Here is a 23,134-nt window from a genome sequence, read left to right as displayed (position 1 = left end):
GCGTCAACGCCTGGGGGTCCAGTGTTCAACGCCGCGATGCTCGATCTGCCGTTTCCACCGCGCACCAATCCGAACCAGGGGTCCGTCGCGCCGTTCCACCAGGACTGGCTGCTCCGGCACGAGGGACTCGCCGGCATCGTCGACCCGGCGGCGTACGACCGGTGGGACGTGCCCCGTCTCGCCGCGTTCACCAGCCCTGACTGCGCCACCGACGACCTGGTCCTCGCCGCCGACCTGCTCAGCTTCTACTTCTTCTTCGACGACCGACTCGACTCGGATCTCGGCCGCGCCCCCGCGCGGGTGGCGGAGGTCAGCACCCGCCTGACGGCGCTCATGCACGGGAACGGACCCGCGCCCGAGGCCCGGACCCCTGTCGAGCAGGCCTTCGCCGACCTCTGGGAGCGCAGCCTGCGCGGCATGTCCGCGCGCTGGCGGGCCCGGTCCGCCTACAACTGGGAGTGGTACTTCGCCTGCCATCCCGCCGAGGCCGCCGGGCGGCTCTCCGGCCGCCTCCCGGACCGCGAGGGCTATCTGGCGCTCCGGCGGGGCACGGCCGCCATGGAGACCCTCTTCGACATGGTCGAACGGCTCAACCGATTCGAGCTGCCGCAGGAGATACTGCACCACCCGGTCTTCCGCCGGATGCGTCAACTGGCGGCCGACATACCGTCGTTCACCAACGACGTCCATTCCTACGCGCAGGAGCTCGCCCGGGGCGATGTGGCCAACCTGGTGATGATCGTCCGCGAGGAGCGCGGCGGCACCCCCGAGGAGGCGGCCGTCCAGGTGATGCGCGAGGCCCAGACGATGGTCGACCGCTTCGTGGAGCTGTCGTCGCAGGTCCCCGAGATATGCGACCTCCTCGGTCTCACCCCGGCCGCGCGCGAGGCCGCCGACCGGTACGTCGACGGCCTCGCCGCCTGGATCGCCGGCTACCACCGCTGGGAGATCGACACCGGTCGCTACGGCCACTGAGCCGCCGCGGTCGGCCCCGGCCTCGTTCCTGGCCCTTCCGTACGGCCGGTCCCCGCCCCGACTCAGACGACCGTCAGGACGATCTTGCCCGTCGTGCGGCCCAGTTCGCCGATCTCGTGGGCCTTCGCCGCCTCGGCGAGCGGCAGCACGGTGTCGACCACCGGCCTCAGCGCTCCGCGGTCCACCAGGGCCGCGATCTCGCGCAGACCGAGGTGGTCGGGCTCGACGAGCACCCAGACCGCCCGCACGCCGTCCTGGGCGGCGGGGACGCCGTCCGGGCCCGGCAGGGTGATCAGCCTGCCCCCGTCGCGGAGCACCTTCAGGGAGCGCTCGGCCGTCTCCCCGCCGAGGCCGTCGAGGACGACGTCGACGCCGGAGACGACGTCCTCGAAGCGGGCCGCGCGGTAGTCGACCACCTCGTCCGCGCCCAGCGACCGCACGAGGTCGTGCTTGGCCGCGCTCGCCGTGCCGATGACGTACGCCCCGAGGGCCTGGGCGATCTGTACGGCGAAGTGGCCCACCCCTCCGGCCGCCGCGTGGACCAGAACCCGCTCCCCGGGCCTGACGTCCGCCGTGTCGACGAGCGCCTGCCAGGCGGTGAGGGCGGCGAGCGGCAGCGCCGCGGCCTCCACGTGCGTCAGGGACGCCGGCTTGGGCGCCAGGTGGCGGGCCGGGGCGACCACGTACTCCGCGTACGCGCCCGCCTGGCGCGGGAACACCGGCATCCCGAAGACCTCGTCACCGGGCCGGAGGTTCCCCACGCCGGGCCCGACGGCCTCCACCGTGCCGGACACGTCCCAGCCGACGGCCGGGACGGCGCCCCACTCGATGAGGGCCCCGCTCGCGCGGGTCTTCCAGTCCACGGGGTTCACCCCGGCCGCGTGGACCCGCACCAGGACCTCGTTCAGGCCGGGCTCGGGGCGCTCCACCTCGCGCTCGACCAGGTTCTCGGGCCCGCCCCACCGCTCCACGACCACCGCACGCATGCTGTCCGCCTCTTTCCCTGTCTCATCGGTACGCCGCCGGATCCCTTCCGGCGGCGACACGTCCACGATCGGGCAGACCGTCCCGCCACGGAATTGGCCACCTGGCCACTATGTGACAGGATCTGGCCATGCGTACTGCTCCTGGAACGGCCGGCCGGAACGTACGGGCGGGGCGGCGGACGAAGCCCCACCGCATCGCCGTGCTCGCTCTCCCCGGAGTGCCTCCCTTCGAACTCGGCATCCCCTCCCGTGTCTTCGGCAGCGCGCTGGACGCCGACGGCCGCCCGCTGTACGAGATCACCGTCTGCACGGCCGACGGCGCTCCCGTCCTCAGTGACGCCGGCTTCACCGTGCAGCCCGCCGCCGGACCCGAGGCGCTCGCCCAGGCCGACACGGTCGTCCTGCCCCCCACGCACGCCATGCCCGAGCTGGGCCGGGGAGGCCCGCTGCCGCCCGCCGTCCGCGCCGCCATCGACGGCATCCGGCCGGGCACCCGGCTCGTGTCGATCTGCTCCGGGTCGTACGTGCTCGCCGCCGCCGGGCTGCTCGACGGCCGGCCGGCCACCACGCACTGGCAACTCGCCCCCGAGTTTCGCCGGGCGTACCCCAAGGTCAAGGTCGACGAGGAGGTCCTCTTCGTCGACGACGGCGATGTGCTGACCTCCGCGGGCGTGGCCGCGGGCGTCGACCTCTGCCTGCACATGATCCGCCGCGACCACGGGGCCGCGGCGGCGAACCGTGCCGCCCGGATCTGTGTCGTGCCGCCCTGGCGGGACGGCGGGCAGGCCCAGTTCATCGACCGCCCGGTCCCGGAACCCACGCTGGCCGGCACCAGCGCGACCCGCGCCTGGGCCCTGGAACACCTCGCGGAGCCGCTCACCCTCGCACGGCTCGCCGAGCACGCCCGGATGAGCCTGCGGTCCTTCACCCGCCGGTTCCGCGACGAGGCCGGTATGACGCCCATGCAATGGCTCACGGCACAGCGCCTTGAACTCGCGAAGCAGCTCCTGGAGACCACCGATCTGTCGATCGACCTGGTGGCGCACCGCGCCGGGCTGGGCTCGGGGAACTCGCTGCGCGCCCATATGAGGACCGCGCTCGGCATCTCGCCCGCCGCCTACCGCCGCGCCTTCGGCATCGGGACAGCACCGGAGCCCGCGAGGGCGGCGGAACCGGCCCGCGGCGCGTAGGACGGGACGGGGCGGGTACGCGCCCGGGCATGGTCGATCGGAACGCTCCCCATGAACGCCACGCGGAGGCCGAGCCCGAACCTCGTCGGGAGGCGGACGCCGCGCCCCGTACGGAGGCGGAGGCCGCGCCCCGTACGGAACGAGAGGCTGAGCGCCGTACGGAACCCGGGGCCGAGTCCCGTACGGACGCCACCGCAGCCGACGACGGGCCGGTGACCGTGCCCGAGCCGGAGGACGCGGGTCCCGGCCCCGAGGTCGAGGAGCGCGCGCCCGACTCGCCCACCGACCTGCCGCGACGCTCCTGGTTCACGATCCTCAAGGGCTCGCTTCGCGAGTTCGTCTCCGACGAGCTGACGGACCGGGCCGCCGCCCTCACGTACTACGGCGTGCTCGCCCTCTTCCCCGGCCTGCTGGTGCTCGTCTCGCTGCTCGGCCTCAGCGGACCGTCGACGACCGACAAGGTCATGGACAGCCTGCGCGAGCTGACACCGGGACCGGCCCGCGACGTGCTCGCCCAGGCCGTGGAGAACGTCCAGGGCGGCACGGGCGCCGGCGCCGTCATGGCGGTGGTCGGCCTGTTGCTGGCCCTGTGGTCGGCATCCGGCTACGTCGGCGCGTTCATGCGCGCCGCCAATCGCGTCTACGACGTGCCCGAGGGCCGCCCCGTCTGGAAGGTCCTGCCGATCCGTCTGGGCCTGACCGCGGCGCTCATGCTCATGGCCGCGGCGAGCGCCCTGATCGTCGTCTTCACCGGCGGCGTGGCGCGCCGCGCGGGAGATGTGCTGGGCCTCGGCGACACCGCTCTGACGGTGTGGTCGATCGCCAAATGGCCGGTGCTCGTCCTGCTCGTGACGATGATGATCGCGCTCCTGTACTGGGCGAGTCCCAACGCGAAGGGCAGGGGCTGGCGGTGGATCACCCCCGGCAGTGCCCTCGCGCTGCTGATCTGGATGGCCGCGTCGGCGGGATTCGCCCTGTACGTGGCCGAGTTCGCGTCGTACAACAAGACCTACGGCACCATGGCCGGTGTCATCGTCTTCCTGATCTGGCTGTGGATCAGCAACCTGGCCGTCCTCCTCGGCCTGGAGTTCGACGCCGAGACGCTGCGGCAGCGGGCGGTCGCCGGTGGCATGCCGCCGGACGAGGAGCCGTACGTCGAGCCGCGTGACACCCGCTCGTGGAGCGAGGAGGACATGCGCACGATGCGGAGGCGGTGACAAGGGGCCGGCGGGCCCTTCGGCGGGCTCACGGCGGAGGCACTCGAGAAGGGCTGGGCAGAGGGCGATGAGCGGTGACGGAGACGGCGCGTACGAACGCGACCGGAACTACCTCACGACACGGATCACGGCCGACGGCCGGGACGGCTACCCGGTGGAGCCCGGCCGCTACCGGCTGATCATCGCCCGAGCCTGTCCCTGGGCGAACAGGGCCGCGATCGTCCGCCGCCTGATGGGCCTGGAGGACGTGCTCTCCCTGGGAATCGCCGGGCCGGTGCACGACGAGCGCAGCTGGTCGTTCCACCTGGACCCGGGCGGCCGGGACCCGGTCCTCGGCATCGAACGTCTCCAGGAGGCGTTCTTCCGGCGTCAGGCCGGATACCCGCGGGGCATCACCGTGCCCGCCGTCGTCGACGTTCCCACCGGCGCGGTGGTGACCAACGACTTCGAGCGGATCACCCTCGACCTGGGCAGCCAGTGGGCGTCTCATCAGCGGGAGGGCGCGCCGGACCTCTACCCGGAGCGGTGGCGCGACGAGATCGACGAGGTGGCCGACGCGGTGTACCGGGACGTGAACGACGGCGTCTACCAGTGCGGTTTCGCCGGCGGCCAGCGGGCGTACGACGAGGCGTACCGGCGACTGTGGGAGCGCCTGGACTGGCTGGAGGAACGGCTCAGCGGCCGGCGCTACCTCGTCGGCGACACCCTCACCGAGGCCGATGTCCGCCTCTTCCCGACGCTCGCGCGCTTCGACGCCGTCTACCACGGCCACTTCAAGTGCAACCGTCAGAAACTCACCGAACTACCGGCTCTGTGGGCGTACGCGCGGGACCTGTTCCAGACGCCCGGCTTCGGCGACACGATCGACTTCGAGCAGATCAAGGCGCACTACTACGTCGTCCACAGCCACATCAACCCGACGGGGATCGTCCCGCTGGGGCCGGACCCACGGGGCTGGCTCTCGCCGCACGGGCGGGAGGAGCTGGGCGGAAGGCCGTTCGGCGACGGTACGCCACCGGGGCCTCCGCCCCCGGCCGAGCGGGTGCCGTCGCTCGTCTGACGCCGCTCGTCCGACCGGGGCGGGGCGGGTGCCCAGCGCGTGGACGTTCACACGGCCCGGGTGTTCGAACGGCCCCAGGGTGTTCAGGTCACCGGTTCCGGGCCCGGTCCCGGCGCGGGCAGCGGGCCCGGCTGGGGGAAGGGCTCCGGGGGCGGCCCCGGGGACGGCGGATCCGGCTCGGGCTGCGGCGGCGCCGGCGGGACGGGGTCCGGCCCTCCGGGACCGGGGACCGGCCCCGGCAGCGGTCCGGGGCCCGGGGCGGGGCCGGGCCCGGGCGGGGGCGTGGGGCTCGGGGGAACGGGATCGTTCGGGGACGTGCTCATGAACCCTCCTGGCGTGTCTCGGTGGTCCAGGTCGCTCCTGGTCTCGCACCGACGCCTACCCGCCCCGGGGAGGGGCACTCGCCTCCCCGGTCCGGTCACGGACCTCCGCGCCGAGACCGCCCGGGTGCCACTCGCTGAGCAGGATCGTGGCGTCGTCACGCAGCTTGTGGCCCTGGTGCCTGCGCAGTCCGTGGACCAGCCGCCTGAGCGCCTCGGGCGCGGGAGCGCCCGCCGCGGTGGCGCGGATGACGGTGTCGGCCAGCCGCTCCTCGCCGTACAGGTCGCCCTCGGGCGAGCGGGCATCGGTGACCCCGTCGCTGTAGAGGAGGATCCGGTCACCGGGCTGGAGGCGCTCGGAGTGCTCGGTCGGTGGTGAGTCGACGAGGAACCCCCACCCGAGGGGGAGGTCGGGCTCCCGGGCCAGCACCTGCGGGAGGACCCTGCCGTGGCGGATCAGCAGGGGTGGCGGGTGCCCGCAGTTGATCCACGTCAGCCGCCCGTCGGAGGTGTCCAGATGGGCGACGACGGCGGTCATGAGCCGGTCGGTGAACCACTCGTCGAGGATCCGGTCGATCGAGGTGACGATGTCGGTGAGCGAGCCGCCGGAACGCCGGGTCGCCCGGCATGCGGCGAGCCCGGCGGCGCCGGCTCCGCCCGAGGCGAGGTCGTGGCCCATGGCGTCGATCACGGTCAGGTGCAGGCCCCGGTCGTCCAGGGTGTGGTCGAAGGTGTCGCCGCCGATGTCGTACGCGGGTTCCAGCAGCGCGGACGAGGTGACGTCCGCCGTACCGATGGTCCGCGGCGGCAGGAAGGCCCACAGCAGTTCGGCCTGCACCGTCATCGCCCGCGAGCGCTCCGCCTCGACAAGGAGGTCACTGTGGGAGGACTTCGACACGACAAGGAGGGCGGCGATTTCGGCGAGGGTCTCGCTCCGTCCGAGCAGGGCGTCGTCCAGGGCGGTCGCCGTCACCATCAGGACGCCGAGACGTTCCACTCCGTCGATCATCGGCAGCCAGGCGGTACGGCCGTCCCTCGAGCGCTGCACCCGCTGCGTACGGTAGGCGAGACCCGCGAGCGACGCGTCGACGTCGAGCGTCCCGTACCCCTCGCCGCCGGGCTGCGGCAGCGCGACCAGCCGGATCTGCTGCAGGTCGGCCACGTACACGGCGGTCCCCCGGAGCCCCATGCCCCGGCCCGCGTCCTGGACGAGGCCGGCGAGCTCCCGCCCGGACAGCAGATGGGAGCGGGCCAGCAGATCGGCCAGCACATCCTCGTACGTCGACACACGACCTCCGCGGCTCTCCCCAGGGCGTCTTGCGGCGCGGTGGCGTGGAGCGGACCCGTCCCTCCTCACGGACGGGTCTCACGCTACGCAGACTCTCCGGTGATCGCCTCCTCACACCCCGTACGTCGACGCCAGGGACAGGTTCACCCGGCGACGAACACTCTGCGCGTCGCCCGCCGGAGCACCCGTCGCAGACCCCACACGGCCAGCGCGAGGAGCAGGCGGCGGACGACGACCGGAGGTGTCCAGCGAGCGAGGGACCGGCTCCTTCTCAAGGGGAGTTTCACGGGTACCTCCTGATGCCGGAAGCGGGCTTGAGGACCGATACGGGGTGCGGCTGGGGGCGGTGTGCCGCCTGTACCGGAAGCGGCTCGGGGCCGTCTCCCGCCTGTACCGGAAGCGGCTCAGGCGGCCCGCCGCCTGCGCCGGCGCGGAGGAGAGGTCTCGTATGCGTCCTCGTCCTGCTCGTCCTCGCCTTCCTCGTCCCCCTCGTCCTCTTCCTCCTCGTCTTCCTCCGCCACGTCCTCGGACTCGTCGGCGTAGCCGGAGTCCTCCTCGTCGGCCGGCTCCTCTTCGTCGACTTCCTCGTCCTCCCCGTACCCGCCCTCCTCCTCCGCTTCGAGGGCTTCCTCGTGGGACCTGACCACTTCGCCGTCCCGGATCTCGCCGCGCCACCCCTCCGGCTCATCGGTGCTGAGCGTCACGTGGCGCAGGAAGTTCTTGAGGTCCAGCCGCAGGCGGCGGCCCTGGGCCCGCCATATGTTGCCGGTCTTCTCGAAGAGGCCCGCCGGGTGGTACTCGACCACGAGGACGATCCGGGTCAGCGACGGGGCAAGCTCGTGGAAGCTGACGCATCCACGGGTGGTTCCCTTGGCGCCCTCGGACGTCCAGACGACACGCTCGTCGGGTATCTGCTCCTGGACGGTCGCCTTCCAGGCACGGCTGGACGGGCCGACCTTGACCTTCCAGTCGCTGGTGGTCTCGTCGTTGCGCGAGACGTCGCGGACGCCCTTCGCGAAGCTGCTGAAGTTCTCGTACTCGGTCCAGTGGTCGTACGTCGTGCGCAGGGGCAGTCCCACATCGAGTGTCTCGACGATGTTGACGACCTTCCCGCCGCTCTTGCGGCCCCGGCCCTTGCCGAACGCCTGCGACGCGGTCTCGGTCACCTTGTCCTTGAGATCCCCGAGTTTCTGGCCGGCGAAGGCCTTCAGCGGCGAGTCACCCTGCAGGAGCCGGCCGCCGATGCCGGCGACGTCGGAGAGCTTGCCGCCGTTCTCGGCCACGTCGTAGAGCTGGTCGGTGATGTCGCCGAGCTTGTCGCCGGCCTTGTCGGCCAGCTGTTCCGCCTGGGCGGCCAGGAACCGGGAGAGTTCTTCGAGCAGCTGGTCAAGGCCCGATGCGGGTTGCTTCGCGCTGCTGCCACGGTCTGACGTTGCCATGACCTACCTCCGCGCGGACTGCTTGCGGGTCGCCGTCTTCTTGGCGGCCGTCTTCCGTGCCGGGCTGCGGCCCGTGGTCTTCTTGGCGGCCGTCTGACGTGCGGTGCCCTGGGCCGTGGTCCGCTTTCTCGGGGCCGCCGTGCCGGTCTTCTTGGCAGCGGGCCTGGACGGTGTGCTCCTGGCGGCGCTGCCCTTGGCGGAGGTGCTCTTCCTGGCGGCTGCCGTCTTCGCGGCGGGCTTTCCACTCGTGGTCTTCTTCGCCGCCGTCTTCTTGGCCGTCGTCTCCTTCTCCGGCGCCTTCTTCGCCGCCGTCTTCTTGGCCGGGGCCTTCTTCGCCGGGGCCTTCTTCGCCGGGGCTGCCTTGCCGGCGGAAGCGGCCTTCTCGTCGGAGGCCGTCTTCCTGGCGGAAGCGGTCTTCTTGCCAGGAGGGGCCTTCCTCGCGGGGGCGGCCCTCTTGCCCGGCGGTGACTTTCGGGTCTGCGTGGCCCTCTTGGAGGGTCGGGGATGCTGCTCCTTCTCGCCCTCTTCCTCCTCGTACTCCTCCGCTTCCTCGTCCTCTCCCCCGTACGACTCCTCGTCCTCGTAAGGCTCTTCTCCCTCGTCCTCCTCCTCGCCCTCGTCCTCGTCCTCGTAAGGTTCCTGCTCGTCCTCGTATGGCTGCTGCTCGTCCTCGTAGGGCTCCTGCTCGTCCTCGTCAGGTTCCTCCTCCTCGTACCGTTCCTCGTCCTCGTACGGCTCCTCGCTCTCGTCCGCCCCCGCGTCCCGCCGGGCGCCGGCACGGGCGAGCTCGCGCGTGCGCTCGTGCAGCGAGTCGGCAAGACCGGCCAGCTTGCGGTCGGCCGCGGCGCTCAGTGCCTGCCGCCCCGCGTCGAGGGCTTCCCCGCGCAGCTGCTCGCCGAGGTCGGCGAACTGAGGCATCTCCTTCACCTTGGAGACGCCTTCTCTCAGAAGCTGTCCCGGTTCGAGGCCGAAACGACGGCCGGCAACATAGGTCGCCGCGGCGAACGCGAGACGGCCCTTCTTGGCCCGGCCGAGTACGTAACCGCCGGCCAGGGCGGCCGCGAGCGCGATCTTGGTCATGTCCTGCATGTCCATGCCCTTCTGCAAGGGTGCTTGCGGACCTTCGGTGACGCCCACACGCGGCAGCCCGCGGCAATCGCGCTCCCGGCCGCCGTATCTGTCCTGCTCGGACGGGGTCTTCAAGTGCAGGTGCCCTGGGAATAGGACGAATGGGCGTATTTAGTGACATTCTAGGTTCTACGAGGCGATCTCCCCACGGGAGTGGTATATGGCTGCAGCAGACCCCGCACGGCCGAGGCGGGCCACTCCGCGCGCTGCCGACAAGGGCGAAGAGCGGGACCGGCAGCCGCCGAGGCGTGCCGGCTCCCGGGGGCGTCCGGGCGTACGCAACGCGGCGTCGGCAATGCGGTCGGCGGCCGAACAGCTCGCCCAACTCCTCGGCAGAGCACCGGACTCGGTCTCGTCCCTCAGGCCGACCGAGGACGGCTGGGAGGCACAGGTCGAGGTGGTCGAGCTGGAGCGCATCCCGGACACCGCCAGCGTGATGGCCAGCTACAAGGTCGCTCTGGACGAGGAGGGCGAACTGATCTCCTACGAACGGACCCGCCGCTACAGCCGCGGAATGATCGACCGGCCCACCTGACAGCGGGCCGCCGATGGAAGGAGGCGCCATGACCATGGTGCCGCAAGGCGGCAGCAGCCCCGCCGCCCAAAGGGGAGGGGGAACGAGCAGCCTCTACGACGTCCTGGAACTCATTCTCGACCGCGGTCTGGTCATCGACGTCTTCGTGCGGGTCTCCCTGGTGGGCATCGAGATCCTCAAGATCGACGCGCGCATCGTGGTGGCCAGCGTCGACACCTACCTCCGCTTCGCCGAGGCGTGCAACCGCCTCGATCTGGAAGCGGGCCGCAAGGCACCGGCCCAGCTGCCCGACGTCATGAACAACGTCATGGAAGGCGGCGCGCGCGGCAAGTCCAAGGGCGCGCTGACCGGCGCCGTCGAAGCGGTGACGGACTCCCTCACCGGCGGGTCGTCCCGGAAGGACCGGGACGAGGAGCCGGAAGAGGAAGAGGCTGTGGAGACCCCGAGGCGACGGCGCCCGGCCCGGCGCCCGGCCCGCCGAGAGGAGGAATAGCCGATGGCGCTCTACGTGTACTCCATCACCGCCCAGGACCATCCCCGCCGCCTGGACGGCCTCACCGGCGTCGGTTCCGACCCCGGCGCCCTGCGGACGGTCACCGCCGGACCGCTGTGCGCGGTCGTCAGCGACATCTCCGAGGAGATCCGGCCCAAGCGCCGGGACCTCCTCGCCCACCAGGAGGTGCAGGAGCGCCTGATGGCCGACGGACCGGTCCTGCCTCTGCAGTTCGGTTACACCACCTCCGACGATCTCACCGTCCAGAAGGTGCTGGAGGTGAACGCGGACGGTTACCTCAGCGCCCTGCGCCGCCTCGAAGGCTGCGCCGAGTACCACGTGCGGGCCTCCCAGGACGACGAGGAACCGCTGCTGCTCCGGATACTCCAGGACTCGCCCGAGGCGAGGGACCTCAACCGCCGGATCCGCGCCGGTGACGCCGATCCGCAGCTGCCGCTCGCGCTCGGGGAACTGGTGGCACGTGAGGTGCAGCTACGCCAGGAGGCACTGGCCGCCCGCCTGGTGCAGGCCCTGCTGCCCTTCGCCCGCGAACACGTCACCCACCCGCCCACGGGGAACGACTTCCTCAATCTCTCGCTCCTGGTGCCGGACGAGCAGAAGGACGCGTTCGTCGCCGCGCGGGAAGGCCTGTCCGGCGAGACGGACGACGGCACCGGCCTCCGGTTCACCGGCCCCCTGCCGCCGTACAGCTTCGTCTAGACACCACGGCCCTCCGTCGCGACCGCAGGAACGGTCAGGGACGGAAGGGACAGAAGGGAGGACGACCATGGGACTGCTGAGCCAGCTGCTCACGCTGCCCGCAGCGCCGGTCCGGATGGTCGCCTGGGTCGCCCAGCAGGTCGTCGACAAGGCCGAGGCGGAGTACTACGACCCCGCCCCGGTACGGCGCGAACTCCGCGAGCTGGAACGGCAGCTGCTGGCGGGAGAGCTGGACCAGGAGGAGTTCGACCGCCGGGAGGACGAGCTGCTCGACCGGCTGCAGGAGATCGAGGCGTTCCGGTACGGGACACCGTGAGGCCGGGGGACGCCATGACGCCATGGAACGCCGACAAGCCACGGGACGCCGTGAAGCCCAGACGCCCTGCCCGTCCGGACGTGCCGCCGCGCCGCGGTCCACAGACGCCGCCGCGCCGCCGCCCTGATGTGCTGACGTCCTGACCGTCGAAGCGAGGCCGCCATCGTGAACGAACCGCTCCCCGGCCGGCTCGGAGACTTCCCCTCCCGCGCCCCGACGCCGTACGGGCAGAGTTCCGCGTCCAGCCTCGCCGACATCCTCGAACGAGTCCTCGACAAGGGCATCGTCATCGCCGGCGACATCCGCATCAACCTCCTCGACATCGAGCTGTTGACCATCAAGCTCCGCATCCTGATCGCCTCCGTCGACAAGGCCAAGGAGATGGGCATCGACTGGTGGGAGCACGACCCCTCCCTCTCCTCACGGCACACCGGCAGCCCCCTCGAACAGGAGAACCGCCGCCTGCGCGCCGAGCTGGAAGCCCTGCGCCGCGACCGGGCCGGCGAGCCGGAGCTCCTGGAGCGCGAGGAGGAACCCGGCGGACCGGCCGGCGGGACGGCCCGGAAGCGGCCACGATGAGCACCGGCCAGGAGTCCCTCACGTACGTCTACGCCGTCGCCCGGCACACCGAGCACCTGCGGGAGCTCCTCACCGGCCTCCGCGGCGTCGACGGGGCCCCCGTCACGCTCCTCCAGGCCCCCGCCGCCGACCCGCCTGTCACCCCTGGCGCCGACCCGCCCGTCACCCCCGCCGCCGACACCTCCTCCACCCCCGCTCTCGTCCTGCCCGTCTTCGTCGCCGGCCCGGTTCCGTACCGCGACTTCGAGGAGGCGGCCCTCAAGGAGCGCTTCGAGGACCTGCGGTGGTTGGAGGAGGTGGCACGCGCCCACCACGACGTCGTCCAGGCCGTCGCCGTCCACACCACTGTGCTGCCGCTGCGTATGGCCACCGTCTACCAGGACGACACCCGTGCCCGCCGAGCCCTCGCCCGTCGGCATGACGCCTTCGCACGGCGACTGGCCGAGGTCGGCGGCCACACCGAGTACGGCGTCAAGATCTACCTCCCCGCCTCCGCCGCCCCCCTGGCGGGCGGGCCGTCCGCCGACGGCGGCACGGCCACCCCCGCCACACCCGGCAAGGCGTATCTGCGGCGCCGCCAGGCCCAGCACCACGCGCGGGAGTACGTCTACCAGGAGGCACGAGAGGCCGCGCGTACCGTCGAGGCGGCGGCCGCCGTCTACGCCTCCGAGCGTGTGCGCCACGCGCCGCAGAGCGGTGCGCTGGCCGGCCCCCTGGAGAACGTCCTCAACGACGCCTATCTCGTCCCCGACCTGCACGCGGAGGAGTTCCGTACGGCCGTCGACCGTGCCGCCCGGGAATTCCCGGACGTCCGGATCGACGTCACCGGTCCGTGGGCTCCGTACTCCTTCGCCATGCCGTCGGAGGAACCCCCGCCCGGCGGCGCACGGGAGCGGACACCATGAGCCTCGCCGCGCACGACGAACCGCTGCCCGGCCGCCAGGTCGCCCTCGTCGACCTCCTCGACCGGCTGCTCAGCGGCGGAGTGGTGGTCACCGGGGACATCGTCCTGTCCATCGCGGACATCGACCTCGTCCGCATATCGCTGCGCGCGCTCATCGTGTCCGTCAGCTCCGAGAGGGCCCCTGCCGACGGCCGGGAGGGCGGGCCCCGTGAGCGGTGAGCACCCCGGGGGCCGGCCGGCTCAGGACTCCTCCGGCCTCCACGACGTCGGCGACACCATGGCGCGGGCCTTCCGGCTCGTCCAGGCGCCGCCCACTCCCCGCGAGGACGGACCGCACCGGCGGCCCGCCCAGCGGGTCCGTACCGGGCGCGACACCGTCGAGGAGGACCTCCTGAAGCTCGTTCTCACCGTCGTCGAGCTCCTGCGCCAGCTCATCGAGCGCCAGGCCCTGCGCCGCGTGGACGCCGGGGACCTCAGCGACGAGCAGGAGGAGGAGCTCGGAGCGACGCTCCTCGCCCTCCACGACAGCCTCGCCGACCTGTGCGCGCAGCACGGCTACGCCCTTGAGGACCTCAACCTGGACCTCGGCCCGCTCGGGCCCCTGCTGCCCCGGGACTGAACGGGCCGGGGACAGCGGCCCGTTCGGTCCCGGTCTTCAGTCCTTGGCACGGACCACCAGGCGGTGGAGGCCGCTTCAGTCCTTGGCACGGACCACCAGGCGGTAGAGGCCCAGGAGGATGAGGGAGCCGACGATGGCGGCGACCCAGGTGGATATCTCGAAGAACCCGTCGATGGAGTCGACCCCGAAGATGACCTTGCCGAGCCATCCTCCGAGGAGACCGCCGGCGATGCCGATGAGCGGGGTGACGATGCAGCCGCCGGGGTCGCGGCCCGGCATCAGGAACTTCGCGATGATGCCGACGATCAGTCCCATCAGAATCCAGCCGATGATGCCCATGGCGTACGTTTCCTCTCCAAAGTGTCTGTGGCCATCCGTCTGCCCAGCCGCCCCCTTCCAAATCAGGAAAAAGGGTGTGTACAGACGTCTGGGACGGCTTCGGGCGGAAGCAGGCAGCGCTCAGGACGTCCGGCAGAGGTCCCTGACCTCGGGGCGTGGCCGGAAGCCGGCTGAGGTGTAGGTGGCGACGGCGCCGAGGTTGGAGCTGGGGGTGCAGACGACGGCGCTCGACGAGCCAAGGTCCCGCAGTGCGGCCGCGGCGGCCAGGCTGATCGCCCTGCCGTGGCCGTGACGGCGGTGTTCCCGGTGCACTCCCATCGGTTCGAGCAGCCCGGGCCTGCCCGGACCCGCCGACCACACCGTCACCGCCGCCACCGCGTCACCCCGCTCGTCGTACGCGACCAGACAGCGGGCGTCGGCGTACGGCGATCCTGTCGCCATCGCGCGCCAGCGCTCGTCCGTGAACCGCGAGCCGTCGAACGCCGCCCGGTGCACGGCGGCGTACACATGCGCCCGCTCCGCCCCGACCGCCTCGATCCGCAGGCCCGGGTCGCCCACCGGCTCCGTGAGGTCGCGGCACAGCGGCGTCCACGGCTCGTCGACCGGCCAGCCGGCCCCGGCCAGCAGATCCTGGATCAGCGCGTCCGCCGGCGCCTCGATGTTCACCTTGCCCGCGGGAAGGACGCCCCGCCCGGGCTCGGTCGCGTCTTCGAACAGCCGCCGCGCCAACTCCTCGTCCCGCCGGACCTCCGGAGCGGTCGTCAGCCGCAGCAGGTCGGGACCGTCCAGCAGGCCGACGGCGAGGATCCGTCCGTCCCTGCTCCATGTCCTGACCGCCGCGGCGGTCGCTTCCGCCCCTGACCGCCAGAACCAGCCCAGGTCCCCCGGATGCAGGTGCGGCGGCGCCCCCTCGTACTGCCACTCCCTCAGCACACGCACGGCCCCGCTCAGCCCGTCGACTCCCGGCCTGCTCATCTCGATCGCCATGACCCCGATCACACACCACCGCGCCCAAGGTCCGCACCAGGATTTCCCGGTGCCTCCGGTCGGCCAAGTGCCCACTGGTCTGCGACGGATGGACGCTTCGCCGAGGGTCTGGTCTCAATGGGTCTCTGTGGGTCTCTGTGGGGCTTAGCGGTCTCGGTCCGTCGTGTTCAGCTCTCCGCGCGGGCGCGTCCGGGTCGGGCCTTCAACCGGCGGCGCCGGCGCTCGCGGGTGTGCCGGTCGAGCTCCTCCATGAGGCGCAGGCCCCGGTGCTCGGGGTCCAGTTCGTCGAGGACGCGATCGATCTCGGCGAGCATGGCGCCGTAGAGCTGCCAGCGCTCCGGGTGCCGCAGCGCGAGCGCGAGCAGCAGGTCGGCGGCGCCGCCCCGGCAGGCGCGTGCGGCCCGCAGCTCGCCCGCGAGCCGAGCCTCCGCCGCCTCCGCCGCCTCGCTGCCCGGCGCCGTGACGAGCACGGCGAAACTGACGAAGGCGTCCGCCGTGTGCTGGGCCGTCTCCTGCAGGGCGAGCGCGGCCGGACGGGGCAGCAGGTCCTCGCCGGCCCGCTCCTTCGCCAGGTCGGTGAGGGTCCGGGTGAGGACGCGCAGCACGACGGCGCAGATCTCCAGCGTGTCGAGACCGGTGCGCAGCACGATGCGGTGCAGCAGGCCCTCCTTCACGCGCGGGTTGAACCGCAGGCTGTCCTCGGCCGTGCGCAGCGCGCCGTCGACGTCGGCCACGTCGTTGTCGAGCCGTCGCGCCTCGTGCAGCCGGGCCGCCGCCCGCTCGACGGGGGGAGCCCCGGCGAACTCCTCCGCCACGTCGAGCAGCAGCCTGCGCATCCGCCGGGCGAGGTCCTCGATGGACTCCCCCGCCGTGTCCACCCAGACGGGCGGGGCGAGCACCAGGTTGAAGAGCATGCCGACGACGGCGCCGATGAGGGTCTCCAGGACGCGGGCCCATGCGGTGTGGGTGACCTGGGTGACGCCGAGCACCAGCATCGCGCTGATCGCGACCTCCGGGATGAACTCCTCGACCTTCACGAGCCGCCCCACGAGGAGGGACGCGAGGATGATCAGGGCGAGGCTCCACCAGGAGAGTCCGACGAGGACGCTGAAGGCGATGGCGATGAGCACGCCGACGACGACGGAGTTGACCCGGCGCAGACTCGTGGTGAGGGTCGAGTAGAGCGTGACCTGTACGACGAGGAGGGCGGTGAGCGGTGCGGTCAGCGGCGCCGCCTCGCTGCTGAGCCAGAGCGCGACGACGTACGAGAGGGTCGCCGCGGCCGTCGACCGTACCGTCTGCACGGCGAACGGGTCTCGCCGCAGCCGGGTCACAAGCTCGGCGTATCGGGCGCTTCGCCCGCTGCGCTGCGTCACGTGCTACCTCGCTTCGCTCACGGTGTCCCGCTCCACCCGAGCGTGCCACCCCTCCCCCCGCCGCCGGGCTCCGGCACACCGTGCTCCGCCCACTGCCCTCCGTACGGGGCTCACGCGGATGCGCCTGCCCAGCGGTGCGGAGCCCACGCCGGGCCCACCACGCTCATCGGTGTGCCGCCCGGACCCACCGTTCCACCTCTCAGCCCTTGTCCTCCTCCTCGTCCTGCTCGTCGCCCTTCTCGTAGCTGTCGAACCAGTGGACGTCGAAGTGGCGTGCCGTGGAGAACGGGTGCTGACGGTCGGTGAGCATGCGGTAGACGAACTCGGCGGTCGTCCCGTCGAACCGCTGCCACGAGTCGGGGATGTCCTCCTTCGCGAGGATGGGCCACCGGTCGGGGTCCTCGCCCTCGGTGAGCCAGTAGAACTGGTCGGCCTGCTCGGAGCTCGCCCATTCCAGCAGCCCGCCGGGGACCGGGTACACCTCGTACGGCTCCCAGAGGCCGCTGCGGTGCGACGCGGCCCACTCGCCCAGCCACTCGGTGTTCAGGACGATGTCGTCGCTCCGGAACGTGGCGCCGGGTACGCGCAGCTGGAGAAAGCCGTCGAACGCGCCGTGCCCGAAGACCTCGGCCAGCCGCTTGTAGTCACCGGGCAGCGCCGTCCCGATACGGGCCTCGACCGCCTCCCAGTCGACCGTACGGGCAGATGCCCTGTCCCACCCCGTGACGGCGACGACCCCGTCCACCCAGGACGTCACCTCCGCGAGGTCCGCCGCCGGGTCCTCCCGCTCCGCGACCAGCACCACGATCCGTACGCCGTCGTCGAAGCGTGCGGTGCCGCAGCCGATGAACCGGCCCGCGTGCACCCAGGCCCGCATCTCCACGATCCGGTCGCCGAACGGGGCCAGGAGCGGGAGCCCGGTCCTTGCGGTCGCGGTCGGGTCGGCGTATCCGTCCATGGCGAGGTTGCGCGGCCGCCCGTACCGCTCGCTGAGCGCCTCCCGCAGCGCGGAGAGGTCGTTCTCGCCCGACGGTGCCAGGCATATGTGCCCCTCGGGGTGTCCCGGCTCGCCACACTCCAGGTCACCGGTACCCGGCCAGGCCAGCCGGTGGACCGCCTCGAGGAGTTCCTGTTCGTCCATGGCAGGTATTGAAGCGGAGGCGACTGACATCGTCCCTGGCCCCCCACGAGCTCTGAAGTAGCTCAAGTCCCTTGCCCGGCGGCCCCGCGACGGGCAACGTCGGCCCCACCATTGACCGATGGGCCGGGGGAAACAGACATGATGACGAAGCAGACCTACCGTGTGGCGTGTGCCGTCGCCGCGCTGTCCATGGGGGCGGTCGCCTGTACGGCAGGCGGCGAACCACCCACTGACAAGGCGAAGAACGCGGCTGTCGCCAAGGCGTGCGAGAACGGCACGTACGCGTGGTTCAACATCGACGAGCGCGACGTCCTCACCGCCGTCGCCCCGAAGCAGACGCTCGGGAAGGGAGGCGGCATGCTGACGCACAAGCCGACGCGGCTCCACACACCGCGTACCGCCGTCACGTTCGAGAAGGGACCTCGGGTCGACGCGAAGGCCACGCTCCGCTCGCTGGGCGTCCGCATCGGGGACACGGACGCGGCCGACATCGAGGACTACTCGTTCGCCGACGTACGCCGGCCGGCACCACGTCTCGAGACGAGCACCACCAGCGTCCAGGGCGGCGGAACGTTCGTCGACTACGCGTTCGTACGGCAGGTCACCGGCGACTTCCGGTACGCCTGCGGGAGCGGCGAGCCGACCAGGGGACGGGCGATCAGCTGGACCATCGACGGCTCGGGCGTCCTGGAATGCTCCGAAGCGAGCACGGACTTCGCGGAAGGGGATCCCGGTCTGACGGCGGCCCGCATGTCCTGCGGTCCCGACGCGCCGGCCGCGAAGGCCACGGGGACTACGAAGACGGCGAAGAGCTGAGGCGGGAGCCCGAGCAGTGGCGTCCGTCGTCGCCTCCCCGCTGGGCGCCGCGCTCGCCGAACGCTTCGGCCCCCGGCTCACCATGCCGCTAGGCATGGTCCTGCAGGCCGCCGCCCTCCAGATCGGCGGGGCGCTCGGCACGTCCGTCCTCGTCTCCCTGATGTACGTCGCCGTGCCTCCGAGGACAGCCACGTCCAGGAGGTTTCCGTGTGACCAGGTGACGGCCCACGCTGTGGCTCGGCCCTCGGGCGGGAGGTGACCCCTCCCGCCCGAGGGCCGAAGCCATAGGGTGACCCCCTGTGAAAGAGGATGCGCGTGAGCTCGAAAGGCTCGTGGGGGAACAGGCCGAACCGCGTGCGCGGCAGGGCGACATGGCGTACGTACGTGAGCTGGGCGAGCGGATCTCCGAAGGGCTCGAAGCCGCACTCGAACAGGTGCGGGCGTACGAGCGCGGGCTCGCCCGCGTCGTGCGGACGCTCGCCCTCACCCCCGGCCGGGACAGCCTCGTCCAGCTGATCCGTCTCCTCGACGAGCACGGCCCGTTCGGCCGCTTCGGAACCGACGCGCGGTTCATCGCCTCCCTGCTCGCCGAGGCGCAGCGCCCCGCCGACCTGGCGGAGCTCCTGTACGACCGGATGGAGCGCGACAGACTCGACGAGCTGCGGGCGTGCCTGTTCCACGAGCTGCTCCTGCGGGGCGTGGACACGGAGGCCTTCCGGCCGCTGCGCAGTTGGCCGGTGGTACGGCCCGGCTGGCACGCGCTGTCGTGGCTCCCGTCGACCCTCCGCCCCTTCGAGAGGGACTCCCCCTTCCCCACCCGGACCCTCAGCGGCGGCAGCATGACCGACCTGCGCACGGGAGTCACCGCCGAGGGGCGCCTCGACCCGCCCACGCCCCGCACCACCGCACGCTCACCGCTCCGCGACATCGCGACCGCTGACGTGCACGAGACCATCGTCGCGGCGCCGAGCGCCGGTGACTGCGGCGACTTCGGCGCGTGGGTCTTCGCCCTGGACGCGCCGGTGGACCCGTCCCTCGTCCCCGCCCTGGTGCCCACCCTGCCCATGGCGTGCGTGGAGGGACTCGGCCCCACCGCCCGCTTCGAGATCGCGCGCCGCCCCCTGAAGGACATCTGGCCGATGCTCTTCAGCACCGCGTCGATGGGCGGTGTGTACGGCCAGGGGGTGCATGGCGCGTTCGGCCGACGGGCGGCCTGGTGGTCCCTGGCGGGGCTCGCCGGCGCCCCGCCCGGAGCGAGCGCCGCGGAGGTGGAGCGCCATGCGCTGGAGAGCACGTGGTTCCCGTTCGCCTGCGACGCGGACTGGTTCCACAACGAGATCCACGACTACGGAATCGCCACCCTGTCCCCGGACCGCCGAAGGCTCGCGGTCCTGGCGGTGACGGACACCGACTAGTACTGCGGCTGGTCGGGGGCCGGTACGGCCGGTGAGTGGTCCGGTCCTGCCCTCCCCCGGACCACTCACCGTGTGCTACTCCCCGCTAGGCGGTGTGGCCCGCCGGGTGGAAGTTGACGCGTTCCCTGATGACGGGGAAACCGGCCTTGGCGAAGTTCGCGGCCATGGGGAAGTTGCCCTGGTCCGTCGCTCCGCTGATGAACTCCGCGCCCTGCTCGACGAGGAAGTGGGTGCACTCCGCGAGGAGGTCGTAGGCGTAGCCGCGACCGCGCTGTTCCGGTACGACCCCGATGAAGCCGATGGTCGGCCCTGAGGGGTTGTGGGCCGGGATGTGGATGCCGGCCAGATCACCCTCCGGCGTGTGCGCGACCTGCCACCACTCCCGTGGGGAGGGGCACCAGTGGAAGAAGTCGAGTTCCTCCTGGGCGGCCTGGTCGACGCCGCCCTCCTCGATGGCCCTGAGCGCGTGGGCGTCCAGGGTGACGGAGTGGATGCGGCGCAACGCGTCGAAGAACACGGCGTCGTCGGGTTCGGCGCTGAAACGCAGGCGTCCGGGCCGCTCGGGCAGACCTCGCTCCGGAGTCCAGCGGTACAGGAAGCGTTCCACCAGGAGTTCGTACCCCGCGGCTCGTGCGGCGGCGAAGCGGGCCTCGGCGGCGGCGCGCAGGTCGGGCTTCTCCCGCCAGCCACCGGGCAGGTTGATCTCGAGTTCGACCTGCCAGGGTGCGGAGCGCAGGAGTTCGGCGCCGGCCTCCTCCTCGCCCTCGGCCACGTCGAACCAGTTGATGTTGACGGGCTCCGCGTCGTCGGGGCCGCCCCACCAGGCGCCGCGTGCGACGACCTCGCCGTCGCGCAGGGCGACGCGCTTCCAGTCGGGGCGGAACCGGGTACGCCGATGACCTTCGCGGGCACCCATGGGGTCGGGGAGTGCGTCGAACAGATGGGCGTCGCTCGTGGAGAGCGTGCGGATGACCGGATCGGTCATGGATTCCTCCGGGATACAGGCTGCTTGGAGCGCTCCCGGTCAGACGTCACGAACCACACCGGGATGGCAGAAGAGGGAGCGCTGGAAAGGTGTGAACCGCACGGCACTCGCCTCCTTCCGTCATCTCAGGGCGTGGAGCCACACCGTACGTGATCTTCGGCGGGTCCGTCCACGGGTTTTCGCGCCGCGTTTCGGATCCCTGGATATTTGACAGGACCGTTCCTGGTCACGAGGAACGGCCGAAAACCACGTGTACGTGACAGGGGTCCGCTGTCACGATGACTGATGTTCCGTCAGGCTGCGCGCAGCACGTTCCGTGATGTCGGTTGATGCGTTTCATTGCCGAGCGACGAGGAACTTCATGATTCTTTCCGGATCGGGTACTGCCGTCTTACGTGCGGAAGAAGCGTCGAGTTGGCTGCTGGGTGAACTCACCAGCAGGGGTCGTATTCCCTTTCGTCTCGCCTGTCGGAGACTGACGGTCTGGGAGGGGCTGCTCGTCCAGAGCGTGCTCGGCCGGACCGATGTCGAGATCTTCACGGAGCCGCCCACCGGCGCCTGCGGGCTGGTTCCGGTGACCCGTTCGGCGCTCTTCGGCGTGTCGTTCTGGAGGCCCGGTGAGCTGCCGGAATCTGGTGGTCAGGGCCCCTCGGAGCCGCTCGCGTGGATGCGGGTGCCGCCCGAGGTCCTGGACATGGCGGAGGAGGAGACCCGGTCGGCCGAGGCACGGGAGGCCGCCGAATTCCAGGAGGTCGAGACCGTCCTGCGCGGCTGGCAGGACAAGGGGGAAATCGACGGCCGACTTGTCCAGCTGGCCGATTGGGTCGAACGGGTCGAGACGGTCTACGTCTTCGTCGGGCGCGAGGTCTTCTCGAAGTCCGACGCCGGCAGCAACACCCTGACCCGAGAAGGCCGGATTTCGCGTCTGCGGCAGCGTCCGGTGGAAAGCTGGAGTGTTTCCGACCGACTGTTCGTCGTCCTCGCGCACTGCCTTTTCAGCAGCGGCCGTTCCGTCCGATTCGAGGAATTCAACGGCGTTCAGCTCTCCGTCACCCGGCTTCGGCAGTATCTGCTGGATCGCCACGCGACGTACCGCGCCGCCGTGGGGCGCCCTTCGCTCCCGTGCCACGGTGTGACCCTGCCGGAACTGGCGGAGGAGGTCCGAGCCCTCCAGGAGGAGGTCGACCGGCACTCGCCGCTCATGCGCTATCGCCGCATCAACGGCCTGACCTTCGTCAAGAACGAGTACCTGGCGGACTTCCCCCAGCCGCGTGACCCGCACGTCCTGCCGGAGCTGGTGGCCCGTCACGGCCGCGACCGGCTCGGCGTGGAGCCGACCGGACGGGCGCGGGAGGACCTGCGTGCCCTGGCCGTCGCGGCGACCCTGGCGGACGCCCGGAGAGCAGCCGACGCCCGCAGGGCTGCGGCGACCCGGACGGCCAGGACACTCCGGGACACCGGTCCGAACGGGGGCCTCCGGGCTGCCGGAGCGACCCGGGCGGATCAGGACGGCGAGCAACCGGCCGGGCACGGCGCCGTCGGGGAGCTCCTCGCCGCCATCGTGCTCTCCGCCGTCCAGGCCACCGACTCCGACTACGGCATGAGCAGCTCCGTCCGCGATCTGACCCGGCTGCGCGGCGCCCGGCCCGGCGGTCCCGACGGGGTCCTCGAGCTCAAGAAGAACGACTTCGTCTGCTGCTGCCTGCCCCACGCCACCCGGATGGCAGAGACCGGCGCGGACCCCGGCGCCGAGACCGCCGCCATTCTCTGGCGCGCCGCCCAGCGCATGATGTACAACCGCTGGCACTTCGCCCCGGGTGAGTTCGACCGCGAGGTCGTTCCCGAGAAGCGGCACTACTTCTTTCCGCCGCAGGTGCCCGACATCACCGAGCACGCCGAACACCACCACGGCGGCCACATCGCCTCACGGGTGCGCTACTCCATCCGTGCCCCCGGAGCCCAGGTGTGGCACCCCCCGTTCACCGTCTACGGCCACGGCTTCCGCGGCTGCTACGACATCCGCCTTGTACGCATGGAGGGCCCGGCGTACACCCTGCGGGAGCTGCGGGAGGCCGTACGCCACTGCTCGCTCGTCGACGAGCTGTGGCGGACCCTCGCGGACGGCGTCCAGAACGGCACCCTGCCCGTACGGCCGCTGGGCGGCTTCGACCGCGACTGGTACGCGTCGCGGGGCTGGGAGCGCCTCGCCGCGTACGACCTCTCCGTCGGCGACACCCTGTCCGTGGCCGGCTGACCACCACCCGCGCCACAGCGGCCCACGGCCCGTTCCGAGGAGGACACACCGT

General features: G+C 71.7%; 25 protein-coding genes. 16 read left to right on the top strand and 9 right to left on the bottom strand.

Going from position 1 to position 23,134, the window contains the following annotated elements; all coding sequences use genetic code 11:
* The first annotated feature begins 36 nt into the window (after positions 1-36).
* Positions 37-975 (top strand): terpene synthase family protein, encoded by a 939-nt coding sequence (locus tag ACZ4VK_RS08210; RefSeq protein ID WP_468349754.1) that lies wholly within the window; start codon positions 37-39, stop codon positions 973-975.
* A 62-nt stretch (positions 976-1,037) separates the two neighbouring features.
* Here the strand turns inward: ACZ4VK_RS08210 and ACZ4VK_RS08205 are convergent, their stop codons facing one another.
* Entirely contained in the window at positions 1,038-1,961 is a 924-nt protein-coding gene (locus tag ACZ4VK_RS08205; protein ID WP_468349752.1) for an NADP-dependent oxidoreductase, read from the bottom strand.
* A gap of 128 nt (positions 1,962-2,089) precedes the next feature.
* Between ACZ4VK_RS08205 and ACZ4VK_RS08200 the strand changes: the two genes are divergently transcribed.
* The 3 genes from ACZ4VK_RS08200 to ACZ4VK_RS08190 all read left to right on the top strand — a co-directional run bounded on the left by ACZ4VK_RS08200 (position 2,090) and on the right by ACZ4VK_RS08190 (position 5,428).
* Positions 2,090-3,151, top strand: a complete 1,062-nt coding sequence (locus ACZ4VK_RS08200; protein ID WP_468349750.1) for a GlxA family transcriptional regulator — start codon at positions 2,090-2,092, stop codon at positions 3,149-3,151.
* A 29-nt stretch (positions 3,152-3,180) separates the two neighbouring features.
* On the top strand, positions 3,181-4,368 hold the full coding sequence (locus tag ACZ4VK_RS08195; protein ID WP_468349748.1) for a YihY/virulence factor BrkB family protein: 1,188 nt from the start codon (positions 3,181-3,183) through the stop codon (positions 4,366-4,368).
* 67 nt (positions 4,369-4,435) lie between these two features.
* Positions 4,436-5,428: a glutathione S-transferase family protein gene (locus ACZ4VK_RS08190; protein WP_468349746.1), complete on the top strand. Its 993-nt coding sequence runs from the start codon at positions 4,436-4,438 to the stop codon at positions 5,426-5,428.
* A gap of 378 nt (positions 5,429-5,806) precedes the next feature.
* On the opposite strand, the gene ACZ4VK_RS08185 is transcribed toward ACZ4VK_RS08190, so the two are convergent.
* From ACZ4VK_RS08185 to ACZ4VK_RS08175, 3 genes are all read right to left on the bottom strand, one after another.
* Complete coding sequence (locus tag ACZ4VK_RS08185; RefSeq protein WP_468349744.1) at positions 5,807-7,036, bottom strand: PP2C family protein-serine/threonine phosphatase; 1,230 nt, start codon at positions 7,034-7,036, stop codon at positions 5,807-5,809.
* A 404-nt stretch (positions 7,037-7,440) separates the two neighbouring features.
* Positions 7,441-8,475 (bottom strand): SRPBCC family protein, encoded by a 1,035-nt coding sequence (locus ACZ4VK_RS08180; protein ID WP_468349742.1) that lies wholly within the window; start codon positions 8,473-8,475, stop codon positions 7,441-7,443.
* A gap of 3 nt (positions 8,476-8,478) precedes the next feature.
* Entirely contained in the window at positions 8,479-9,570 is a 1,092-nt protein-coding gene (locus tag ACZ4VK_RS08175) for a histone protein (protein WP_468349741.1), read from the bottom strand.
* A gap of 193 nt (positions 9,571-9,763) precedes the next feature.
* Between ACZ4VK_RS08175 and ACZ4VK_RS08170 the strand changes: the two genes are divergently transcribed.
* The 8 genes from ACZ4VK_RS08170 to ACZ4VK_RS08135 all read left to right on the top strand — a co-directional run bounded on the left by ACZ4VK_RS08170 (position 9,764) and on the right by ACZ4VK_RS08135 (position 13,769).
* Positions 9,764-10,138: a gas vesicle protein GvpO gene (locus tag ACZ4VK_RS08170; protein WP_468349739.1), complete on the top strand. Its 375-nt coding sequence runs from the start codon at positions 9,764-9,766 to the stop codon at positions 10,136-10,138.
* A gap of 28 nt (positions 10,139-10,166) precedes the next feature.
* Positions 10,167-10,631 carry a gas vesicle structural protein GvpA gene (locus ACZ4VK_RS08165; protein ID WP_468349737.1) on the top strand — a complete coding sequence of 155 codons (465 nt, stop codon included), beginning with the start codon at positions 10,167-10,169 and terminating at the stop codon, positions 10,629-10,631.
* A gap of 3 nt (positions 10,632-10,634) precedes the next feature.
* A complete protein-coding gene (locus tag ACZ4VK_RS08160; protein WP_468349735.1) occupies positions 10,635-11,351 on the top strand; it encodes a GvpL/GvpF family gas vesicle protein in 717 nt (238 codons plus the stop codon).
* A 67-nt stretch (positions 11,352-11,418) separates the two neighbouring features.
* Positions 11,419-11,667, top strand: coding sequence for a gas vesicle protein GvpG (locus ACZ4VK_RS08155; RefSeq protein WP_468349733.1), 249 nt, complete (start codon positions 11,419-11,421; stop codon positions 11,665-11,667).
* Positions 11,668-11,832: 165 nt separating this feature from the next.
* Positions 11,833-12,246 carry a gas vesicle protein gene (locus ACZ4VK_RS08150; protein WP_468349732.1) on the top strand — a complete coding sequence of 138 codons (414 nt, stop codon included), beginning with the start codon at positions 11,833-11,835 and terminating at the stop codon, positions 12,244-12,246.
* Positions 12,243-13,151: a GvpL/GvpF family gas vesicle protein gene (locus ACZ4VK_RS08145; RefSeq protein ID WP_468349730.1), complete on the top strand. Its 909-nt coding sequence runs from the start codon at positions 12,243-12,245 to the stop codon at positions 13,149-13,151. The genes ACZ4VK_RS08150 and ACZ4VK_RS08145 overlap by 4 nt, the downstream gene beginning before the upstream one ends.
* Positions 13,148-13,369 carry a gas vesicle protein gene (locus ACZ4VK_RS08140; RefSeq protein ID WP_468349728.1) on the top strand — a complete coding sequence of 74 codons (222 nt, stop codon included), beginning with the start codon at positions 13,148-13,150 and terminating at the stop codon, positions 13,367-13,369. The genes ACZ4VK_RS08145 and ACZ4VK_RS08140 overlap by 4 nt, the downstream gene beginning before the upstream one ends.
* Positions 13,359-13,769: a gas vesicle protein K gene (locus ACZ4VK_RS08135; RefSeq protein WP_468349726.1), complete on the top strand. Its 411-nt coding sequence runs from the start codon at positions 13,359-13,361 to the stop codon at positions 13,767-13,769. Before ACZ4VK_RS08140 ends, ACZ4VK_RS08135 begins: the two co-directional genes overlap by 11 nt.
* A 75-nt stretch (positions 13,770-13,844) precedes the next feature.
* Here ACZ4VK_RS08135 and ACZ4VK_RS08130 read toward each other — a convergent pair whose 3' ends face one another.
* From ACZ4VK_RS08130 to ACZ4VK_RS08115, 4 genes are all read right to left on the bottom strand, one after another.
* Entirely contained in the window at positions 13,845-14,108 is a 264-nt protein-coding gene (locus ACZ4VK_RS08130; protein ID WP_389683426.1) for a GlsB/YeaQ/YmgE family stress response membrane protein, read from the bottom strand.
* A 120-nt stretch (positions 14,109-14,228) separates the two neighbouring features.
* The gene (locus ACZ4VK_RS08125) at positions 14,229-15,095 is read right to left on the bottom strand and encodes a GNAT family N-acetyltransferase (protein ID WP_468349724.1); all 867 of its coding nucleotides are present in this window, start codon (positions 15,093-15,095) and stop codon (positions 14,229-14,231) included.
* Positions 15,096-15,262: 167 nt separating this feature from the next.
* Entirely contained in the window at positions 15,263-16,471 is a 1,209-nt protein-coding gene (locus ACZ4VK_RS08120) for an FUSC family protein (RefSeq protein WP_468349723.1), read from the bottom strand.
* Positions 16,472-16,670: 199 nt separating this feature from the next.
* On the bottom strand, positions 16,671-17,612 hold the full coding sequence (locus ACZ4VK_RS08115; protein ID WP_468349721.1) for a hypothetical protein: 942 nt from the start codon (positions 17,610-17,612) through the stop codon (positions 16,671-16,673).
* A gap of 138 nt (positions 17,613-17,750) precedes the next feature.
* Between ACZ4VK_RS08115 and ACZ4VK_RS08110 the strand changes: the two genes are divergently transcribed.
* From ACZ4VK_RS08110 to ACZ4VK_RS08100, 3 genes are read left to right on the top strand one after another with little or no spacing between them, the layout of a single operon-like run.
* On the top strand, positions 17,751-18,428 hold the full coding sequence (locus tag ACZ4VK_RS08110) for a hypothetical protein (RefSeq protein WP_468349719.1): 678 nt from the start codon (positions 17,751-17,753) through the stop codon (positions 18,426-18,428).
* A 16-nt stretch (positions 18,429-18,444) separates the two neighbouring features.
* Positions 18,445-18,687: a hypothetical protein gene (locus ACZ4VK_RS08105; RefSeq protein WP_468350842.1), complete on the top strand. Its 243-nt coding sequence runs from the start codon at positions 18,445-18,447 to the stop codon at positions 18,685-18,687.
* A 40-nt stretch (positions 18,688-18,727) separates the two neighbouring features.
* The gene (locus ACZ4VK_RS08100; protein ID WP_468349717.1) at positions 18,728-19,843 is read left to right on the top strand and encodes a DUF6183 family protein; all 1,116 of its coding nucleotides are present in this window, start codon (positions 18,728-18,730) and stop codon (positions 19,841-19,843) included.
* An 85-nt stretch (positions 19,844-19,928) separates the two neighbouring features.
* Here the strand turns inward: ACZ4VK_RS08100 and ACZ4VK_RS08095 are convergent, their stop codons facing one another.
* A complete protein-coding gene (locus ACZ4VK_RS08095) occupies positions 19,929-20,828 on the bottom strand; it encodes a GNAT family N-acetyltransferase (protein WP_468349715.1) in 900 nt (299 codons plus the stop codon).
* 508 nt (positions 20,829-21,336) lie between these two features.
* On the opposite strand from ACZ4VK_RS08095, the gene ACZ4VK_RS08090 reads away from it, so the two are divergent.
* Complete coding sequence (locus ACZ4VK_RS08090; RefSeq protein WP_468349713.1) at positions 21,337-23,082, top strand: hypothetical protein; 1,746 nt, start codon at positions 21,337-21,339, stop codon at positions 23,080-23,082.
* The last annotated feature ends 52 nt before the right edge of the window (positions 23,083-23,134 follow it).

It is taken from the genome of Streptomyces sp. NPDC028711 (assembly GCF_055565415.1).
Note: the sequence above shows the minus strand (reverse complement) of the source record. Positions and strands in the feature narration are given on the sequence as shown.